The organism is Pseudoalteromonas sp. BSi20439 (genome assembly GCF_000241165.1).
Classification (GTDB): Bacteria; Pseudomonadota; Gammaproteobacteria; order Enterobacterales; family Alteromonadaceae; genus Pseudoalteromonas.
Map to the genome: position 1 here is coordinate 29,743 of NZ_BADW01000067.1, position 14,453 is coordinate 44,195.

Below are 14,453 nucleotides of genomic sequence, written 5' to 3' on the forward strand. Positions count from 1 at the left end.
TGACCATTACGAGGTAAGAGCATGAGTGAAGATAAATTACTGTCAGCTAAAAAAAATGCAGATAATAATGATGAAATTTTGCAGTGGGTTACATTTAAGTTAGAAGATGAAACCTATGGCGTGAATGTAATGCAAGTGCAAGAAATACTGCGTTACACCGAAATTGCTCCTGTTCCAGGTGCGCCTTCTTATGTAATTGGTATTATTAACTTACGTGGTAATGTTGTTACCGTTATTGATACTCGCTCTCGCTTTGGTTTACCTGATATTGAAGCGACCGATAACTCACGTATTTTGATTATTGAAGCTGAAGAACAAGTGATTGGTATTTTAGCTGATAGCGTATCTGAGGTTGTGTATTTACGCAGCTCTGAAATTGATAGCGCACCAAACGTAGGTACTGAAGAAAGTGCTAAGTTTATTCAAGGTGTGTGTAACCGCGATAATGAGCTACTTATTTTGGTTGATTTAAATAAATTACTTAGTGATGACGAATGGGATGAGTTAAGCGATATATAAGCTTCTCTACATAAAATTATGTTATTACTTGGTATTGCAATTGCGGGTTTAGTCTTTGGGCTATTCTCGTTGCTATTAATTGTGATGTTTAAAAAGCGGTATGCGAATGAGCTTGACGCACAATTACAGCAATTTAAAGATTCATCAGAGCAGATTAATATTTTACGTAGCGAAGTCTCTGAGTTACGAACTGGGTTACTAAGTATTGGTAAACGAGTGCTTGAGGTAGAACAACAAAACCAAGAGCTTATACAGCAACAAGCTGCTCAAAAATACGATGATCCAGATGCTAAAATTTACTCTCGTGCAGTAAAAATGGTTGAGTTAGGTGCCGATTTAGATGAGGTTATTCGTGAATGTGAATTACCTCGCGCTGAAGCAGAACTGTTATTTTCTTTACATAAACAAAAAGGCGCTTAGCGCCTTTTTTGTTTTTATCACAGTGGATTATGCTTTTATATTGAGCTTTCCTTGAAAGTCTTGCCATCCGGGCGGAAATTTTCCTCTTACCACATATGAAAAAGCAATCAGCTCAGCAATAACAAAGTAAAGCTCTTTAGGGATTTCTTCGCCGAGCTCTAATTTCGAGAGTGTATTTGCAAGTGCTTCATCTTGATGGATTAGAATTCCTTTATCTTTAGCTAGGGCAATAATTTCATCTGCCAGCTCGCCAAATCCTTTAGCGCTAACGGTGGGTGAATTGCCTGCCTCGTAGAGTAGCCCAATTGCTGAATTGCTTTTAAATGAATCCGTCATGACTAAACCTTAATATTTATAATGGCATGGGATTGGTAAAATGCTTGATGGCTGTCATCTGCTCGTTTTAAGTTTAGGTCGCCCACTTGCAAGCCCTGTTTTGCCAATTTTGAGCGTAAATTATCAAGGTGTGGATGAGCCAACGCGCTTACAGCTTGAGTGGACGCTAATAACTGACAATCGAGTGCTTTGTCCATCAGCTCTGCGGTTATTTGCAGTTTACCTAGTTCTGCATAATCAAAATTCAACCTTACAAACCACACGTTTTTATCCGCTAATTTACCGTTGTTTGGCTTTTTATATTGCCCTAACGATATTTCTGTTTGTGCCGCTTCAGGGGGCAGTTTCATGGGTAATAAAAATTGCACCAAGGAGTTAGTGTCAGGCTGCTGGCTCAAAACGGGTGCTTGTACTTGGCTTAAGGTGCTTTTGATTTGTGTTAATTCGCCTGCTAATGCTTGCACTTGTGGTTGCTGCAACTGCTCTAATAACTTATTGGCACTATTACCTACTTTAAAGGTGGGTAATAAAACCTGAAGCAGGGCTTCTAAACCGCTTTGATTATTGATGCTAATCGCTGTTGGATTATGATTAATAATTGGTGCAGCTAAAATACTTAATGAAAGTTGTTCTACACCTCGATTAAACGAGCTTTGCAAGGTGTCATTGGGCAGTTGTGTCGGCTTTATAGTGCTGAGTATTTCACGTTGTATGGTGGTTGGGTGTAAATTACTTTCTGACAACATTCGGTTAAAAGCCTGATTAACCAAGCGGTTTAAATCAGTACCCTGATCAGTCATCTTAGCTACAATGGTGTTCAGTTGACTGCTTAAAATGTGTTTGTTAGCTTCTTTTTGCTCTATTGGAGCGGCTGCACTTTGTTTTAAAACGGTTGCCAATAATAGCTTTTCCAGTGGCTGTAAATGATTAACGGCTGCTAAGGTGCTATTAGTTGTTTGTGCTGGCTGGGTAACAACAGGATGTGAGTCTGTATGTGTTGTCGACGCTCGCTGTTGCCATAAGGAGATACTGGCTTTTATCTGCTGGGTAAGTTGCACTAAAGGGGGGGCTGTGCTCAAAGGACTTTTTAATTGCGTTATGTCTATTTTTTGCGTTGGCGCGAGCCATTTTTGCTGTTCATTAACAACAGTGCTTGGTTTTTGAGATGCGTTTAATACCGTGGTAAATGGCTTGCTTTCAAAATGTTTTACCGCATCTAAAATACGCGTTTTAAAATCAGCAAAACTGCTTTTTAGCCATGATTGAATTGGACTATTAACGGTACTAAGTGGGTGAGGTTTAATTTTTTGCGAATCGTTAGCAATTTGTGGTTGCTGTGAAAGCATTTCATTAAATGGTTTACTAAATGAGTTTTTAAGCTCCACGGTTATATTTTGATAAGCGGTTTTAATTAATAGTTTATCTGCTTGGCTGGTAATAGTTACCTTAGTCGGGGTTATGGGTAGCTCAGATAATTGTTGATGACTTAAGTTAATATTTAACGAGCCTGTTGCGGTATTTGGATTTAACACCGCAAATTTGGGCGTAGCATGAAGCTGAGCATGACCTAAATTGTTAGCAACTAATTGTGTTAGTTTTGCTTGGCTTAAAGGTTGAGAATGTACAATGTCAGCAAAACGATTAATGATATTTAGCCGTGTACCTTTGCCATCAGTCTCAATTATGCCTTTTAATAAGGGTTCTTGTGCTAGTAATTGCGCTATTTGTTTATTAATGGCGATGCTGGCATTAAATTTTTCAATCACCAGTTTTGGCGTTGGCTTTAAAGTAACTTGTATCGATAGCGGGTTGTTTTGAATATCACTCTGGGTGTTTATAAAATTTAAAAATCGTTGCAACTGAGCCGGTTGTTTAATTGTTAACGTTGTATTGTTAGGGATGATGGTTAAGCTTTTACCATCTGCACTTAACTGTATGTTAGCACTTGCTATTTTTTCAACGTTTGTGAATGTCTCAGTTGTCCCAAGGCGAATCGTTTGCCAATGCTTATTCATAAACACATCAAGCGTCACTGAATCTTTAGAAAACTGAATGTTTTTTGCTGCTAGTACTTCAGGCGGCAGTATTGGTAACGCAGTTTTACCCGAATCGGTTGTTTGATTACTAACCTGTGGGTTAGTCACTGTAATGTGCGTTGGTGTATTCATTATTTTATATCAAGTTTTCTTTATTTTAAGTAAATCGATTCTAAAGCAATATTCGTATTACCCTATCATTATGGTAGACTTACGGCTAATTTTTGGCAGAGAGAATCGTCATCTTGTTACACATTAAGTCCGTTACTTGTATCAAGCAAGAGCGTTGTTTGTTTGATGAACTTAATTTTAGCCTTAAAAGCGGTCAAATCATGCAGTTAGCTGGCCCTAATGGGGCTGGTAAAACATCATTACTGCGCATTATTGCTGGTTTTTCGCTGCCGGATGAAGGTGATATTTTATACCTAAATCAATCTATCAAAAAATATTATGACGAATATGCCAGAGACTTATTATTTATAGGCCATAAAACCGGTGTTAACGTACAACTTAGTGCACTTGAAAATGTAGCACATTGGTTGGCTATTAATGGTTATGTTGATACTCCTGACTTATACCCTTTATTAAGTAAGTTAGGTTTAGTGGGGCTGGAAGATGTGCCTGTAAGAATGTTATCTGCGGGTCAACAGCGGCGGGTGGCACTCGTTCGATTATGGTTATCTGAAGCGAAGTTATGGATTTTAGATGAACCTTTCACGGCGCTAGATAAAAGCGGGGTTGCCTTTTTACAGCAACGTTTTACTGAGCACTTATCAAAGGGGGGCGCTATTTTGTTAACAACACATCAAGACCTAACCACCCACTTTAGTGACTTACAAACGTTGACTTTGGAGTACCGCCACTAATGATACGACAGCATTCATATTGGCAGTTATTTGTCGCGGTATTTAGCAAAGACGTTAAGCTCGCTTTTCGTCAGCGCGCTGAAATAGTTAATCCTATCTTGTTTTTTTAATTGTTATCTCGTTGTTTCCATTAGCCATAGGGCCTGAGCCAGGCTTGTTATCAAGGATGGCACCGGGCATTATTTGGGTTGCGGCTTTATTATCGACCATGCTTGGCCTTGATAAACTGTTTAGAGATGATTACCACGACGGCTCTTTGGAGCAGCTCATTGCTTCGTCATACCCATTATCATTAACGGTACTGGGCAAAGTAGCCGCACACTGGGTGATCACCGGCCTCCCGTTAGTGCTAATGACTCCTTTATTTGCTTTACTACTAAATTTAGATACGACGGCCCTAATGGCTACGTTATTAACGCTATTATTGGGTACGCCTTTATTGAGCTTCATAGGCGCAATAGGGGCGGGCTTGACTGTGGGATTACAAAAAGGCGGCATTTTAATGAGTCTGCTCGTTTTGCCTTTATATATTCCGGTTTTAATTTTTGCAACTTCCGCTATTGATACCAGCACTATGTCGCTGGATTACAGTGGTCAGCTTGCAATCCTTGGTGCGATGTTAGTCGTTGCGACTATCAGTGCGCCAATTGCCATATCATCAGCATTAAAAGTGAGTGTAAGTTAATATGTGGAAGTGGTTACATCCGTATGCGAAAGCAGAGCGAGCATATCAATTATGCAATACTCTACTGCCATATTTTGCAGTAGTAACGGTTATTAGTATGGTTGTTGGTTGGATATGGGGATTAGGTTTTGCTCCTGCCGATTACCAACAAAAAGACAGTTACCGTATTATTTTTATTCACGTGCCCTCCGCTATTTTATCTATGGGCGCCTATTCATCAATGGCGATTGCAGCCATTGTTGCGCTTGTATGGCAATTACGCAATGCAGAGCTTGCGGTGATTGCAATAGCACCCGTAGGTGCGTGTATGACAGCAATAGCTTTAATTACTGGTGCTGCGTGGGGTAAACCTATGTGGGGTGCTTGGTGGGTATGGGATGCTCGGCTGACCTCTGAACTCATTTTGTTATTTTTATATCTAGGGGTGTTGTCTTTGTACCATGCCTTTGAAGATAAAAAATCAGCCGGTCGCGCCGCGTCTATTTTAGCTATTGTTGGGGTTATTAACTTGCCTATCATTCACTTTTCGGTGGAATGGTGGAATACCCTGCATCAAGGGGCAAGCATCACTAAGTTTAACCGTGACGCGGTAGATCCAAGTATGTTTTGGCCGTTAATGATTAATATTTTAGCCTTTGCCGCGTTTGTTGGTACTGTGACTTTAATTCGTCTTAAAAATGAAATTTTACACCGTGAAAAGCACCGCCCATGGGTGCGACAGTTGTTAACTAAGGGGTAATTATGCAGTTTGACTCGTTTTCAGATTTTATTGCAATGGGAGGCTATGGCTTTTATGTATGGCTTTCTTTTGGTACATGCGCATTAATTTTATTAGGCATTTTATTTAGCTCGTTACGCGACAAAAAACAAATTTTAGCGTCGGTAGAGCAGCAAATTGCGCGTGAAACTCGAATTAAAAATTCTAAGCAGGAGCAAACCTCGTGAACCCTAGACGTAAAAAACGCCTTTTGGTTATTATCGCCGTACTCTTTGGTATTGGTGGATCAATTGGTTTAGTGTTGTACGCCTTACAAGAAAACATTAATTTGTTTTACACCCCCAGTGAATTAATTGATGGTAAAGGCCCGAATAAAGAAAAGCCTCATATAGGACAAAAGCTCCGCATTGGCGGTATGGTTGTCCCTGGTACAGTGCAAAGAAATGAGCAAAGCTTACAGGTAAGCTTTAAGTTGATTGATACTGGCCCATTGGTCACGGTGCGTTATCAAGGAATTTTGCCTGATCTATTTCGTGAAGGGCAAGGAATTGTTGCACAAGGTGTGCTAGTTGAACCTAACGTCATTGAAGCGTTTGAAGTACTGGCTAAACATGATGAAGAATATATGCCAGCCGAGGTTGCCGAGGCAGTAAAAGGAATTAAGCACGAGAAACCAAAATACAATTTAGATAGTGGGAGCTAATATGATCCCAGAACTTGGTTATTTTTCCCTAACATTGGCCATGGTACTGAGTATTCTGTTGTGTATTTTCCCACTTTGGGGTGCACACACAGGAAACCTTCGTTTGATGCGCGCTGCGCCATCACTTGCTATTGGTCAGTTTGCATTTGTTGCTTTGTCTTTTGCTGCGCTTATTTATGCCAGCTTAACTGATGATTTTACCGTATCTTATGTAGCGTATCACTCAAGTAGCACCTTGCCTTGGTATTATAAAATAACCTCAACATGGGGTGGCCATGAAGGCGCTATTTTACTGTGGTTATTAATGCAGGCCGGTTGGACCGCCGTTGTTGCTGTGCGTTCAAAGTCACTGCCTTGGGTACTTCGTGCTCGCGTATTAGGTGTGCTTGGCTTTTTAGGTGTCGGATTTATGATGTACACCTTGCTACTTTCAAGTCCGTTTGAACGTTTACTGCCCTATTTCCCTGTTGAGGGACGCGATTTAAATCCATTATTACAAGACCCAGGGATGATCATTCACCCTCCATTACTTTATATGGGGTATGTCGGTCTTTCTGTTGCTTTTGCCTTTGCTATTGCCGCGTTGTTAACCGGCAAGCTTGATAACACCTGGGCAAAATGGTCACGCCCATGGACAATGACGGCATGGGGCTTTTTAACCTTAGGTATCACCATAGGTAGTTGGTGGGCCTATTCAGAGCTAGGCTGGGGCGGCTGGTGGTTCTGGGATCCTGTTGAAAATGCATCACTCATGCCATGGTTAGTCGCAACCGCGTTACTGCACTCTTTAAGTGTGACTGAAAAACGTGGCGTATTTAAATCATGGACAGTGTTACTGGCTATTGCGGCATTTTCATTAAGTTTACTAGGCACCTTTATCGTTCGCTCAGGAATTATTGTTTCGGTGCATGCCTTTGCAACAGACCCTGATCGTGGCTTATTTATTCTTGGCTTTTTGGCCGTAGTTGTTGGCGGCGGTTTAGCGTTATATGGCTTGCGTGTCTCACAAGTTAAAAGTGAAGGGCGTTATAAATTTGTATCGCGTGAAGTGGCACTTTGGTTAAACAATATTTTCTTAGTGGTTGCTACGTTAATTGTACTGTTAGGTACATTATTACCTATGGTGCACAAGGAAATGGGGCTAGGCAGTATTTCAATTGGCGAACCTTTCTTTAATAAAATGTTTGCTATTTTACTGGTGCCATTTGCTATTTTAATGGGCATTGGGCCTTTCCTGCGTTGGAAGCAAAATAAGTGGGCCTTTTTACAAAATAAAATATTTGTAGGCGCATTAGTCAGTATTATCATTACCTGTGCGTGGTTATTTAGTAGCTATGAGGTAGTGACTCCATTAACACTTTTAGCAACCACGCTAGGTGTATGGATATTTGTTGCCACTTTTATTGATTTATATACCAAAGCAGCGGTTCATGGCTCGCTTAAACTCGGTATAAAGCGCTTAGGTTTAAGCTATTGGGCAATGGTGCTGGGGCATGTTGGTTTAGCCTTTGTTATAGCGGGCATTACACTCACCTCGGCGTATTCAGTTGAGCGTGATGTATCAATGAAGCCTGGTGATAGCGTACAGCTAAATCAGTATCAATACCGCTTTGAAGGTGTGAAGACTATTCGTGGTGCAAACTACAGTGGTCATGCAGGTGTCGTGACGGTATTAAAAGGGAATGACACTGTAACGCGTTTATATGCAGAAAAGCGTCGTTACGATATTGGTATGCAATTTATGACCGAAGCCGCTATTGATGCCGGATTCACTCGTGATTTATATCTTGCGCTTGGTGAGCAACTAAGTGAAGGGGCATGGTCATTACGTATTTATCATAAGCCGTTTGTGCGTTGGATGTGGATCGGTGGTGTTTTGATTTCACTTGCTGGGTTTGTGATTTTATTTGATAAGCGTTATCGCGCTTCACCTCGCAAAGATGAATTAGAGGGGGCATTATGAATCGCAAATTGATGGCAATAGTCCCTTTATTAATTTTTATCTTTATTTGTGTGTTTTTATACCAAGGGTTGTTTGCTAACCCTCGGGAAATACAAACAGGGCGCATTGGTCAAACCGTACCAACATTTAACTTGCCTGATTTAATGCAAGATAATAAACGTTGGACTGATGAGCAGTTAAAAGGTGACGTGTATTTATTAAACGTGTGGGGCACATGGTGCCCAACGTGTTTAGCTGAACTTGATTATTTAACTAAGCTTCGCGAACAAGGCATTAAAATTATCGGCTTGTATTATGTTCAAAGTTACGATGCCGATTTTGATGGCCCGTTTGATATGCAAGCACTGCGTGACGATGTGAGTAATATGCTTGCGCGCGCCGGTGATCCGTATCAGTTTAATATTTTAGATTTAGAGCGCTCTTTGGCGTTAGATTTGGGTGTGTCTGGAGCACCAGAAACATTTTTAGTTGATAAAAATGGCACTATTTTGTTACACCACACCGGTGATATAAACCCTCGAGTTTGGCGCGCTAAGTTTGCGCCTCTTATGCAGGAGCTGCAGCCATGAGATTGTTTTTATTAACCCTTTGCTTATTTATTAGTTTAGCAGCGTTTGCTCAGCAAGATCGTTATCAGTTTGATAGCAATGAACAAGCGATTCGTTTTGAAGAGCTAACTAAAGAATTACGCTGCCCTAAATGTCAAAATCAAAACATTGCTGATTCAGATGCCGTAGTTGCAAAAGACTTGCGTGATCGTGTATTGGCGTTAGTAAAAGATGGTAAAAGCAAAGATGAAGTCATTGACTATATGATTGACCGCTATGGCTACTTTGTTCATTACGATCCACCAGTAACGCCGGCTACGTTAATTCTGTGGGTGTTACCAGTACTCATTGTAATAATAGGCTTTGGTTTTATTGTTATTCGCCAACGTAAAGCGTCGGTAAAACAAACATGGAGTGACGCTGATGAAGTGATGCTCAATAAGTTGATTAAACAAAATAAACGTCAGGAGCAAAGTTAAATGATTTTAATGTGGGCGTCTTTTGCTTTACTCACACTCATTGCATTGCTGTTTATTATTGTGCCTTTTTTAAAAAAAGAGCGCGTAGTAACTATTACTCACAACGCTAATGCACAGCTTATCAGCATTTATGAGCAGCGTTTAGTTGAACTGCAGGCTGATTTAGACAATCAACGTATAGACTCGCAAAACCATAACGAGGCTATTATTGAGCTAAAACGTCGTTTGCTTAATGAATTATCGCCAGAAAAGTCACTAAACAGTCGTGGTGATAACCGTATATTTGCTTTAACAGGGGCAGCGTTTTTAATTGCATTAGCAGGTATATTTTATGCGATGACAGGCAGCCAACAACAAATTTCGGCGTGGCATGATGCAATGGACAACTTAGCCGATTATGGTCAACGTGCCGTAATGCAAAAAGGTGAGCCGTTATCTAAAAATGAACTTCAAGCGTTTGCATTGGCACTGCGTACAAAGTTAAGTCAAAGCGGTGATGATGAAGTAGCTTGGATGCTGTTAGGGCGTGTCGCTATTATGCTTAATGAGTTTGACATGGCAAAACAGTCATTTGATAAAGCATTGTCAATGAATCCTGATAATATGCAGGCGCTTGTTAGCTACTCTCAGGTGCTATTACTTGAGGGCAGTGAAGAGAACATGACTCGTGCAGCGGGTATGCTTTCTAAAGTGCTACAAGCGCAGCCAAATAATCTTGATGCGATTTCGTTACTTGCACTGATCGCCTTTGAGAGAAAAGACTGGCTACAGGCAAAGGCAGCGTTTGAGGTGTTACTTGCAAGTATGGATGAGTCTGATACGCGCTATGCTATGATCAACCAACGTATTAGCGAAATCGATCTACAAATTGCTCAGCAAAACGTGGCAACCAGTGGCGATCAGTTAGCGGCTCAAAGTATTCAAGTTACCGTTGATATCGATAGCCAACTTGCAGACAAACAGCCCAATAACGGTATTTTGTTTGTGTTTGCTAAAGCGGCTAAGGGATCACCGATGCCTTTAGCCGTGGTCAAACTAACAGACTATAGCTTTCCAATTACGGTTGAGCTGAGCGACGAGAACGCCATGATGGCAGGGCTAAATTTATCCAGTGCGAGTGAAATTATCATTTCTGCGCGTATCTCTAATGATGATTCAGTTATGCCAAGCACTGGGGAGCTTGAAGGGCATTCTCAAGTGCTTGTTTCTAAAGAGGTGCGCCAAGTGCAACTGAACATTGATACATTAATACCTTAAGGATTTGAGATGTTAAAACAAGGCTTACTTTTATTATGTTTACTCACGTTATCGGGTTGTGCTCAAGTGCCTGAGAGTAAATATGATGAGCGCGATCCCATACAAAGTGTAAACAGACCTATTTATGACTTTAATATGGACGTACTTGATGCTTATATTTTAAGGCCTGCGGCAGTGGGTTATATAACAGTAACCCCACAGCCTGTGCGTCGAAGTATTGTGCATTTTACCGATAATATTACAGCACCGGTTGATATTATTAATGCGGGTCTGCAAGGAAAGCCAAGCAGTGCCGGAATTAATTTTGCGCGCTTTTTAGTGAATTCTACGGTGGGAGTGTTTGGCTTATTTGACGTTGCAAGTTCGTTAGGGCTTGAAGTAACTGATGAAGATTTTGGCCAAACCTTAGGTGTGTGGGGAGTAGGCGATGGTGCCTATTTAATGATCCCGGCAATGGGGCCATCAACTGCACGTAACTTAACCGGTGATGTTGTTGATAATGTGGTTTTACCTAAAATTGCACTGACTACACCACAAACAATTTTAGTGTTTGCGTTAAAGGCGGTTGAGGCAAGGGCGTCTTTAATGGCTCAAGAGGGTTTATTAAATGATTCATTAGACCCCTACTTGTTTATTAAAGACATTTATTTTCAGCGTCAATTATACGAGTTATTTGATGGTAACCCGCCAATAAAAGAAGAGCCTGAAGATTTTGATGAGGATTTCTTAGAAAGCCTTTAATAAAAATAAAAACGCCAGCAGATGCTGGCGTTTTGTTTATGGGTATTAAAGATATTTTAGCTATCGATCATCACTCGCATTTGCTCACTAACCCAGTTGAGTGCTTCGTGATATGCATCAGGCACTTCATCGCCTAAGTTTAATTGCTGGGCTTTATCGTTCGCAGCTTGCCAATCACCATGCTCATACAGAGTGACTAAGTTTAAGTATTCAGCAAGTAGTCCTTCATTTTTTAACAGCGCTGTTTTTATCTCATTAGACAAAGGTAATTTAAGCATTACGCTGTCCATTTCTTCATCTAATATCGCATCCATAAGCGACATCATGCCGGTTAAGAACGCCATACCTGTATCTTTAAGTTTGCCATGTGAAATAGCTAACAACTCACAAAAACGCGCCCGTGTTAACGACAGTCTAATAAGTTCCAATGGCTTATCTGCAGATACTTGTGCTGCAAACAATAAAGAGAGCAGTTTTTTTATTTCAGCAGCCCCTAGTACAATTAGTGCTTGTTTTATAGTGTTTATTTCAGAGCGGCGGGTAAATGCCGCTGAGTTGGAATAGCGCAAGAGCTTGTAAGATAAGTTAACATCACGCTCAAATACATCGGTGATCTTCTTAAGATCCATTTCTACACTGGATGTTTCATAGAGCAGTTCAGCCAGTGCCATGCCAGATGGCGGTAAGGCTTTACTTTGCACCATCTCGGGTTTTGAAAAGAAAAAGCCTTGAAAGTACTCAAAGCCCAACTCAAAAGCTTGGTTGTAAAGCTCGTAAGTTTCAACTTTTTCTGCGAGTAACTTGATATGTGGGTAAGGTTTTAAGTCTTCAATGATCGTTTTAACGGTTTCCATATCGCACGTTAAAAAGTCAACTTTAATGATATCAATAAACGGATAAAAGTGACGCCATACCGGTTGATGCGCGTAGTCATCTAGAGCAAGTGTATACCCTTTCTCTTTTAAGTCTTTAACTATCGCTAGCAGACGTTTCCCCGGCTGAACGGTTTCTAATATTTCAATCACTACCCCGTCTTTGTTTAATAGCGTGGGGTAGCCTTTTAGTAAGGTGTCTAGGGTAAAGTTAATATAAGCAGGTTTATTATCGGTCAAATCTTCAAGACCAAAGTTAAACTGGCTGCCCTCAATCAGTCGAGACGTTGCTTCGTCGCCGTCAATGTTCGGAAAAACGTTATCTACTCCATCACGAAATAAAAGCTCGTAGCCAATTAACTCCTTATTGCGATCTAAAATAGGTTGGCGAGCAGCATAAAAATACATATAAGATTCCGAAACAGTAGAAATTGGTTAACATTGTAATAATATATTGGAAAACATTCAAAATAGCATCGGGAAAATGAATTATATTAATAAAATATCATGGCTTGGGTGGTTTTTATTAATCTAAACTCATTGTTTTTTATTCTATTTGTTTTAAAAGTGAGCGAATAGATGGTTTTTTATCTACTTAAATTAGCGAGTTGGAGTTATTAGTAATTACCGTGTTATAGTTGGATAGAAAGCTTTTATTCCAATACTGTCTTAATTATAAGATTTCAAGAGTCATTATTTGGATTACAAGCCTGTTATTACTTTTTTAAGTGGAGGCAAATTTGGAAACAGGAATGATTATTTCACTGGCATTGTACTTTATTGTAATGCTAGGAATAGGACTATACGCATATAAGCAATCTACCAGTGATATTTCAGGGTATATGCTAGGTGGTCGTAATTTAGCCCCCAGTGTTGCTGCCCTATCGGCTGGTGCATCAGATATGAGTGGTTGGTTATTAATGGGCTTACCCGGCGCAATGTATTTATTTGGGTTGAGTAAGGTTTGGATTGCAATTGGTTTAGTATTGGGTGCATGGGCAAACTACTTTTTAGTAGCACCAAGACTGCGTGTTTATACTGAAAAAGCCAATGACTCCATTACTATCCCCGATTTCTTTGCAAACCGTTTTGATGACAACAAAAATATCCTACGTGTTATCTCTGCAATAGTAATTATTGTTTTCTTTACCTTATACACTTCATCGGGTGTTGTTGCCGGCGGTAAGTTGTTTGAAAACTCATTTCAAATGAGTTACGAAATGGGCTTATACATAACCACCGGTGTGGTAGTGGTCTATACCCTGTTTGGTGGTTTTTTAGCGGTTAGCCTTACAGACTTTGTGCAAGGCTGTATCATGTTTATTTCGTTGTTAGCAGTGCCAATTGCCACTTACATGATGCTTGATCAACCCTTTATGGACACCTTAGCAAATGCAAATTATCAGCAATTACTAAGCTCGCCTAAAGCAAGCGAAATTCATTCTTTAAGTATGCTTGATTGGTTTGCGGGCGGTTCTACTATTGCTATTATTTCTGCAATGGCATGGGGCTTAGGCTACTTTGGTCAGCCGCATATTATTGTTCGCTTCATGTCTATTCGCTCAGTAAAAGAAATGCCAACTATGCGTCGTATTGGTATGTCTTGGATGACCTTATCTGCCATTGGTGCAGTATTTACCGGTTTATTCGGTGCTGCATACATGATTGAAAATCAAATGCCAATTGCCGACAAAGAAACAATATTCTTAGTATTGGCGGAATTAATTTTTCATCCGTTAATTGCAGGTTTCTTACTGGCGGCTATTTTAGCTGCAATTATGAGTACTATCTCATCGCAACTATTGGTGTGTTCAAGCTCTCTAACTGAAGACTTTTATAAGATTTACTTAAACCGTAATGCTTCGCAAACTGAGTTGGTACTAGTAGGACGTATTAGCGTGATACTGGTTGCGCTATTTGCTATCTATTTAGCCTATGACCGTAATAGTTCAATACTAGACTTAGTGAGCAACGCATGGGCAGGTTTTGGTGCTGCATTTGGTCCATTGGTATTGTTTAGCCTTTACTGGAAGCGCATGAACTTAAAAGGGGCTATCAGTGGTATGGTTGTTGGTGCTCTAACCGTGCTTGTGTGGATTTATGCGCCTATTACTATTAATGGTGATAGCCTAAGTAGCGTGATCTATGAAATCGTCCCAGGCTTCATTTTAGCGAGTATTGCTATTGTGGTAGGTAGCCTTGTAACAGCTGAACCGAAAAAAGAAATTACTGATCTGTTTGATGAAGTTGAATCGTCATTGTAACTGATTCACTAACGTAAAGGTTTGGTTTAAAAAAATGCACACGTTA

The 14,453-nt window shown here is 40.3% G+C and carries 15 protein-coding genes and 1 pseudogene; 13 read left to right on the top strand and 3 right to left on the bottom strand.

The window, feature by feature from the left end:
- Nucleotides 1-21: 21 nt before the first annotated feature.
- Nucleotides 22-519 carry a chemotaxis protein CheW gene (locus P20439_RS06385; protein ID WP_008112225.1) on the top strand — a complete coding sequence of 166 codons (498 nt, stop codon included), beginning with the start codon at nucleotides 22-24 and terminating at the stop codon, nucleotides 517-519.
- Nucleotides 520-537: 18 nt separating this feature from the next.
- Nucleotides 538-939, top strand: coding sequence for a DUF2802 domain-containing protein (locus P20439_RS06390; protein WP_008465405.1), 402 nt, complete (start codon nucleotides 538-540; stop codon nucleotides 937-939).
- A gap of 27 nt (nucleotides 940-966) precedes the next feature.
- Here P20439_RS06390 and P20439_RS06395 read toward each other — a convergent pair whose 3' ends face one another.
- Nucleotides 967-1,275 (bottom strand): EscU/YscU/HrcU family type III secretion system export apparatus switch protein, encoded by a 309-nt coding sequence (locus tag P20439_RS06395; protein ID WP_008465407.1) that lies wholly within the window; start codon nucleotides 1,273-1,275, stop codon nucleotides 967-969.
- A 2-nt stretch (nucleotides 1,276-1,277) separates the two neighbouring features.
- Nucleotides 1,278-3,443, bottom strand: a complete 2,166-nt coding sequence (locus tag P20439_RS06400) for a flagellar hook-length control protein FliK (protein ID WP_008465409.1) — start codon at nucleotides 3,441-3,443, stop codon at nucleotides 1,278-1,280.
- A 113-nt stretch (nucleotides 3,444-3,556) separates the two neighbouring features.
- Here P20439_RS06400 and ccmA point away from each other — a divergent pair, with 113 nt between their 5' ends.
- The 10 genes and pseudogenes from ccmA (at nucleotide 3,557) to P20439_RS06450 (ending at nucleotide 11,271) form a co-directional block, all read left to right on the top strand.
- On the top strand, nucleotides 3,557-4,177 hold the full coding sequence (ccmA, locus tag P20439_RS06405; RefSeq protein ID WP_076920609.1) for a cytochrome c biogenesis heme-transporting ATPase CcmA: 621 nt from the start codon (nucleotides 3,557-3,559) through the stop codon (nucleotides 4,175-4,177).
- A pseudogene (ccmB, locus tag P20439_RS06410) lies at nucleotides 4,177-4,862 on the top strand (heme exporter protein CcmB). Before ccmA ends, ccmB begins: the two are co-directional and overlap by 1 nt.
- Before the next feature lies 1 nt (nucleotide 4,863).
- Complete coding sequence (locus P20439_RS06415) at nucleotides 4,864-5,601, top strand: heme ABC transporter permease (protein ID WP_036933067.1); 738 nt, start codon at nucleotides 4,864-4,866, stop codon at nucleotides 5,599-5,601.
- A 2-nt stretch (nucleotides 5,602-5,603) separates the two neighbouring features.
- Entirely contained in the window at nucleotides 5,604-5,807 is a 204-nt protein-coding gene (gene ccmD / locus P20439_RS06420) for a heme exporter protein CcmD (protein WP_008112240.1), read from the top strand.
- Complete coding sequence (gene ccmE / locus P20439_RS06425; RefSeq protein ID WP_008465420.1) at nucleotides 5,804-6,283, top strand: cytochrome c maturation protein CcmE; 480 nt, start codon at nucleotides 5,804-5,806, stop codon at nucleotides 6,281-6,283. Before ccmD ends, ccmE begins: the two co-directional genes overlap by 4 nt.
- Nucleotide 6,284: 1 nt before the next feature.
- On the top strand, nucleotides 6,285-8,246 hold the full coding sequence (locus tag P20439_RS06430) for a heme lyase CcmF/NrfE family subunit (RefSeq protein WP_008465422.1): 1,962 nt from the start codon (nucleotides 6,285-6,287) through the stop codon (nucleotides 8,244-8,246).
- The gene (locus P20439_RS06435; protein ID WP_036933069.1) at nucleotides 8,243-8,815 is read left to right on the top strand and encodes a DsbE family thiol:disulfide interchange protein; all 573 of its coding nucleotides are present in this window, start codon (nucleotides 8,243-8,245) and stop codon (nucleotides 8,813-8,815) included. Before P20439_RS06430 ends, P20439_RS06435 begins: the two co-directional genes overlap by 4 nt.
- Nucleotides 8,812-9,273 (top strand): cytochrome c-type biogenesis protein, encoded by a 462-nt coding sequence (locus P20439_RS06440; protein ID WP_008465425.1) that lies wholly within the window; start codon nucleotides 8,812-8,814, stop codon nucleotides 9,271-9,273. The genes P20439_RS06435 and P20439_RS06440 overlap by 4 nt, the downstream gene beginning before the upstream one ends.
- On the top strand, nucleotides 9,274-10,530 hold the full coding sequence (ccmI, locus tag P20439_RS06445; protein WP_008465427.1) for a c-type cytochrome biogenesis protein CcmI: 1,257 nt from the start codon (nucleotides 9,274-9,276) through the stop codon (nucleotides 10,528-10,530). It begins immediately after the preceding gene.
- 9 nt (nucleotides 10,531-10,539) lie between these two features.
- Entirely contained in the window at nucleotides 10,540-11,271 is a 732-nt protein-coding gene (locus tag P20439_RS06450; protein ID WP_008465428.1) for a VacJ family lipoprotein, read from the top strand.
- Between the two features lie 56 nt (nucleotides 11,272-11,327).
- On the opposite strand, the gene P20439_RS06455 is transcribed toward P20439_RS06450, so the two are convergent.
- Complete coding sequence (locus P20439_RS06455) at nucleotides 11,328-12,551, bottom strand: EAL and HDOD domain-containing protein (protein ID WP_008465430.1); 1,224 nt, start codon at nucleotides 12,549-12,551, stop codon at nucleotides 11,328-11,330.
- Nucleotides 12,552-12,895: 344 nt separating this feature from the next.
- Here P20439_RS06455 and putP point away from each other — a divergent pair, with 344 nt between their 5' ends.
- Nucleotides 12,896-14,407, top strand: coding sequence for a sodium/proline symporter PutP (putP, locus tag P20439_RS06460; protein WP_008465433.1), 1,512 nt, complete (start codon nucleotides 12,896-12,898; stop codon nucleotides 14,405-14,407).
- Nucleotides 14,408-14,453: the final 46 nt, after the last annotated feature.

Coding starts and splice junctions, on each gene's coding strand:
- P20439_RS06385 (WP_008112225.1), top strand. CDS start 22: ATGAGTGAAGATAAATTACTGTCAGCTAAAAAAAATGCAGATAATAAT.
- P20439_RS06390 (WP_008465405.1), top strand. CDS start 538: ATGTTATTACTTGGTATTGCAATTGCGGGTTTAGTCTTTGGGCTATTC.
- P20439_RS06395 (WP_008465407.1), bottom strand. CDS start 1,275: ATGACGGATTCATTTAAAAGCAATTCAGCAATTGGGCTACTCTACGAG.
- P20439_RS06400 (WP_008465409.1), bottom strand. CDS start 3,443: ATGAATACACCAACGCACATTACAGTGACTAACCCACAGGTTAGTAAT.
- P20439_RS06415 (WP_036933067.1), top strand. CDS start 4,864: ATGTGGAAGTGGTTACATCCGTATGCGAAAGCAGAGCGAGCATATCAA.
- ccmD (WP_008112240.1), top strand. CDS start 5,604: ATGCAGTTTGACTCGTTTTCAGATTTTATTGCAATGGGAGGCTATGGC.
- P20439_RS06430 (WP_008465422.1), top strand. CDS start 6,285: ATGATCCCAGAACTTGGTTATTTTTCCCTAACATTGGCCATGGTACTG.
- P20439_RS06435 (WP_036933069.1), top strand. CDS start 8,243: ATGAATCGCAAATTGATGGCAATAGTCCCTTTATTAATTTTTATCTTT.
- P20439_RS06440 (WP_008465425.1), top strand. CDS start 8,812: ATGAGATTGTTTTTATTAACCCTTTGCTTATTTATTAGTTTAGCAGCG.
- ccmI (WP_008465427.1), top strand. CDS start 9,274: ATGATTTTAATGTGGGCGTCTTTTGCTTTACTCACACTCATTGCATTG.
- P20439_RS06450 (WP_008465428.1), top strand. CDS start 10,540: ATGTTAAAACAAGGCTTACTTTTATTATGTTTACTCACGTTATCGGGT.
- P20439_RS06455 (WP_008465430.1), bottom strand. CDS start 12,551: ATGTATTTTTATGCTGCTCGCCAACCTATTTTAGATCGCAATAAGGAG.
- putP (WP_008465433.1), top strand. CDS start 12,896: ATGATTATTTCACTGGCATTGTACTTTATTGTAATGCTAGGAATAGGA.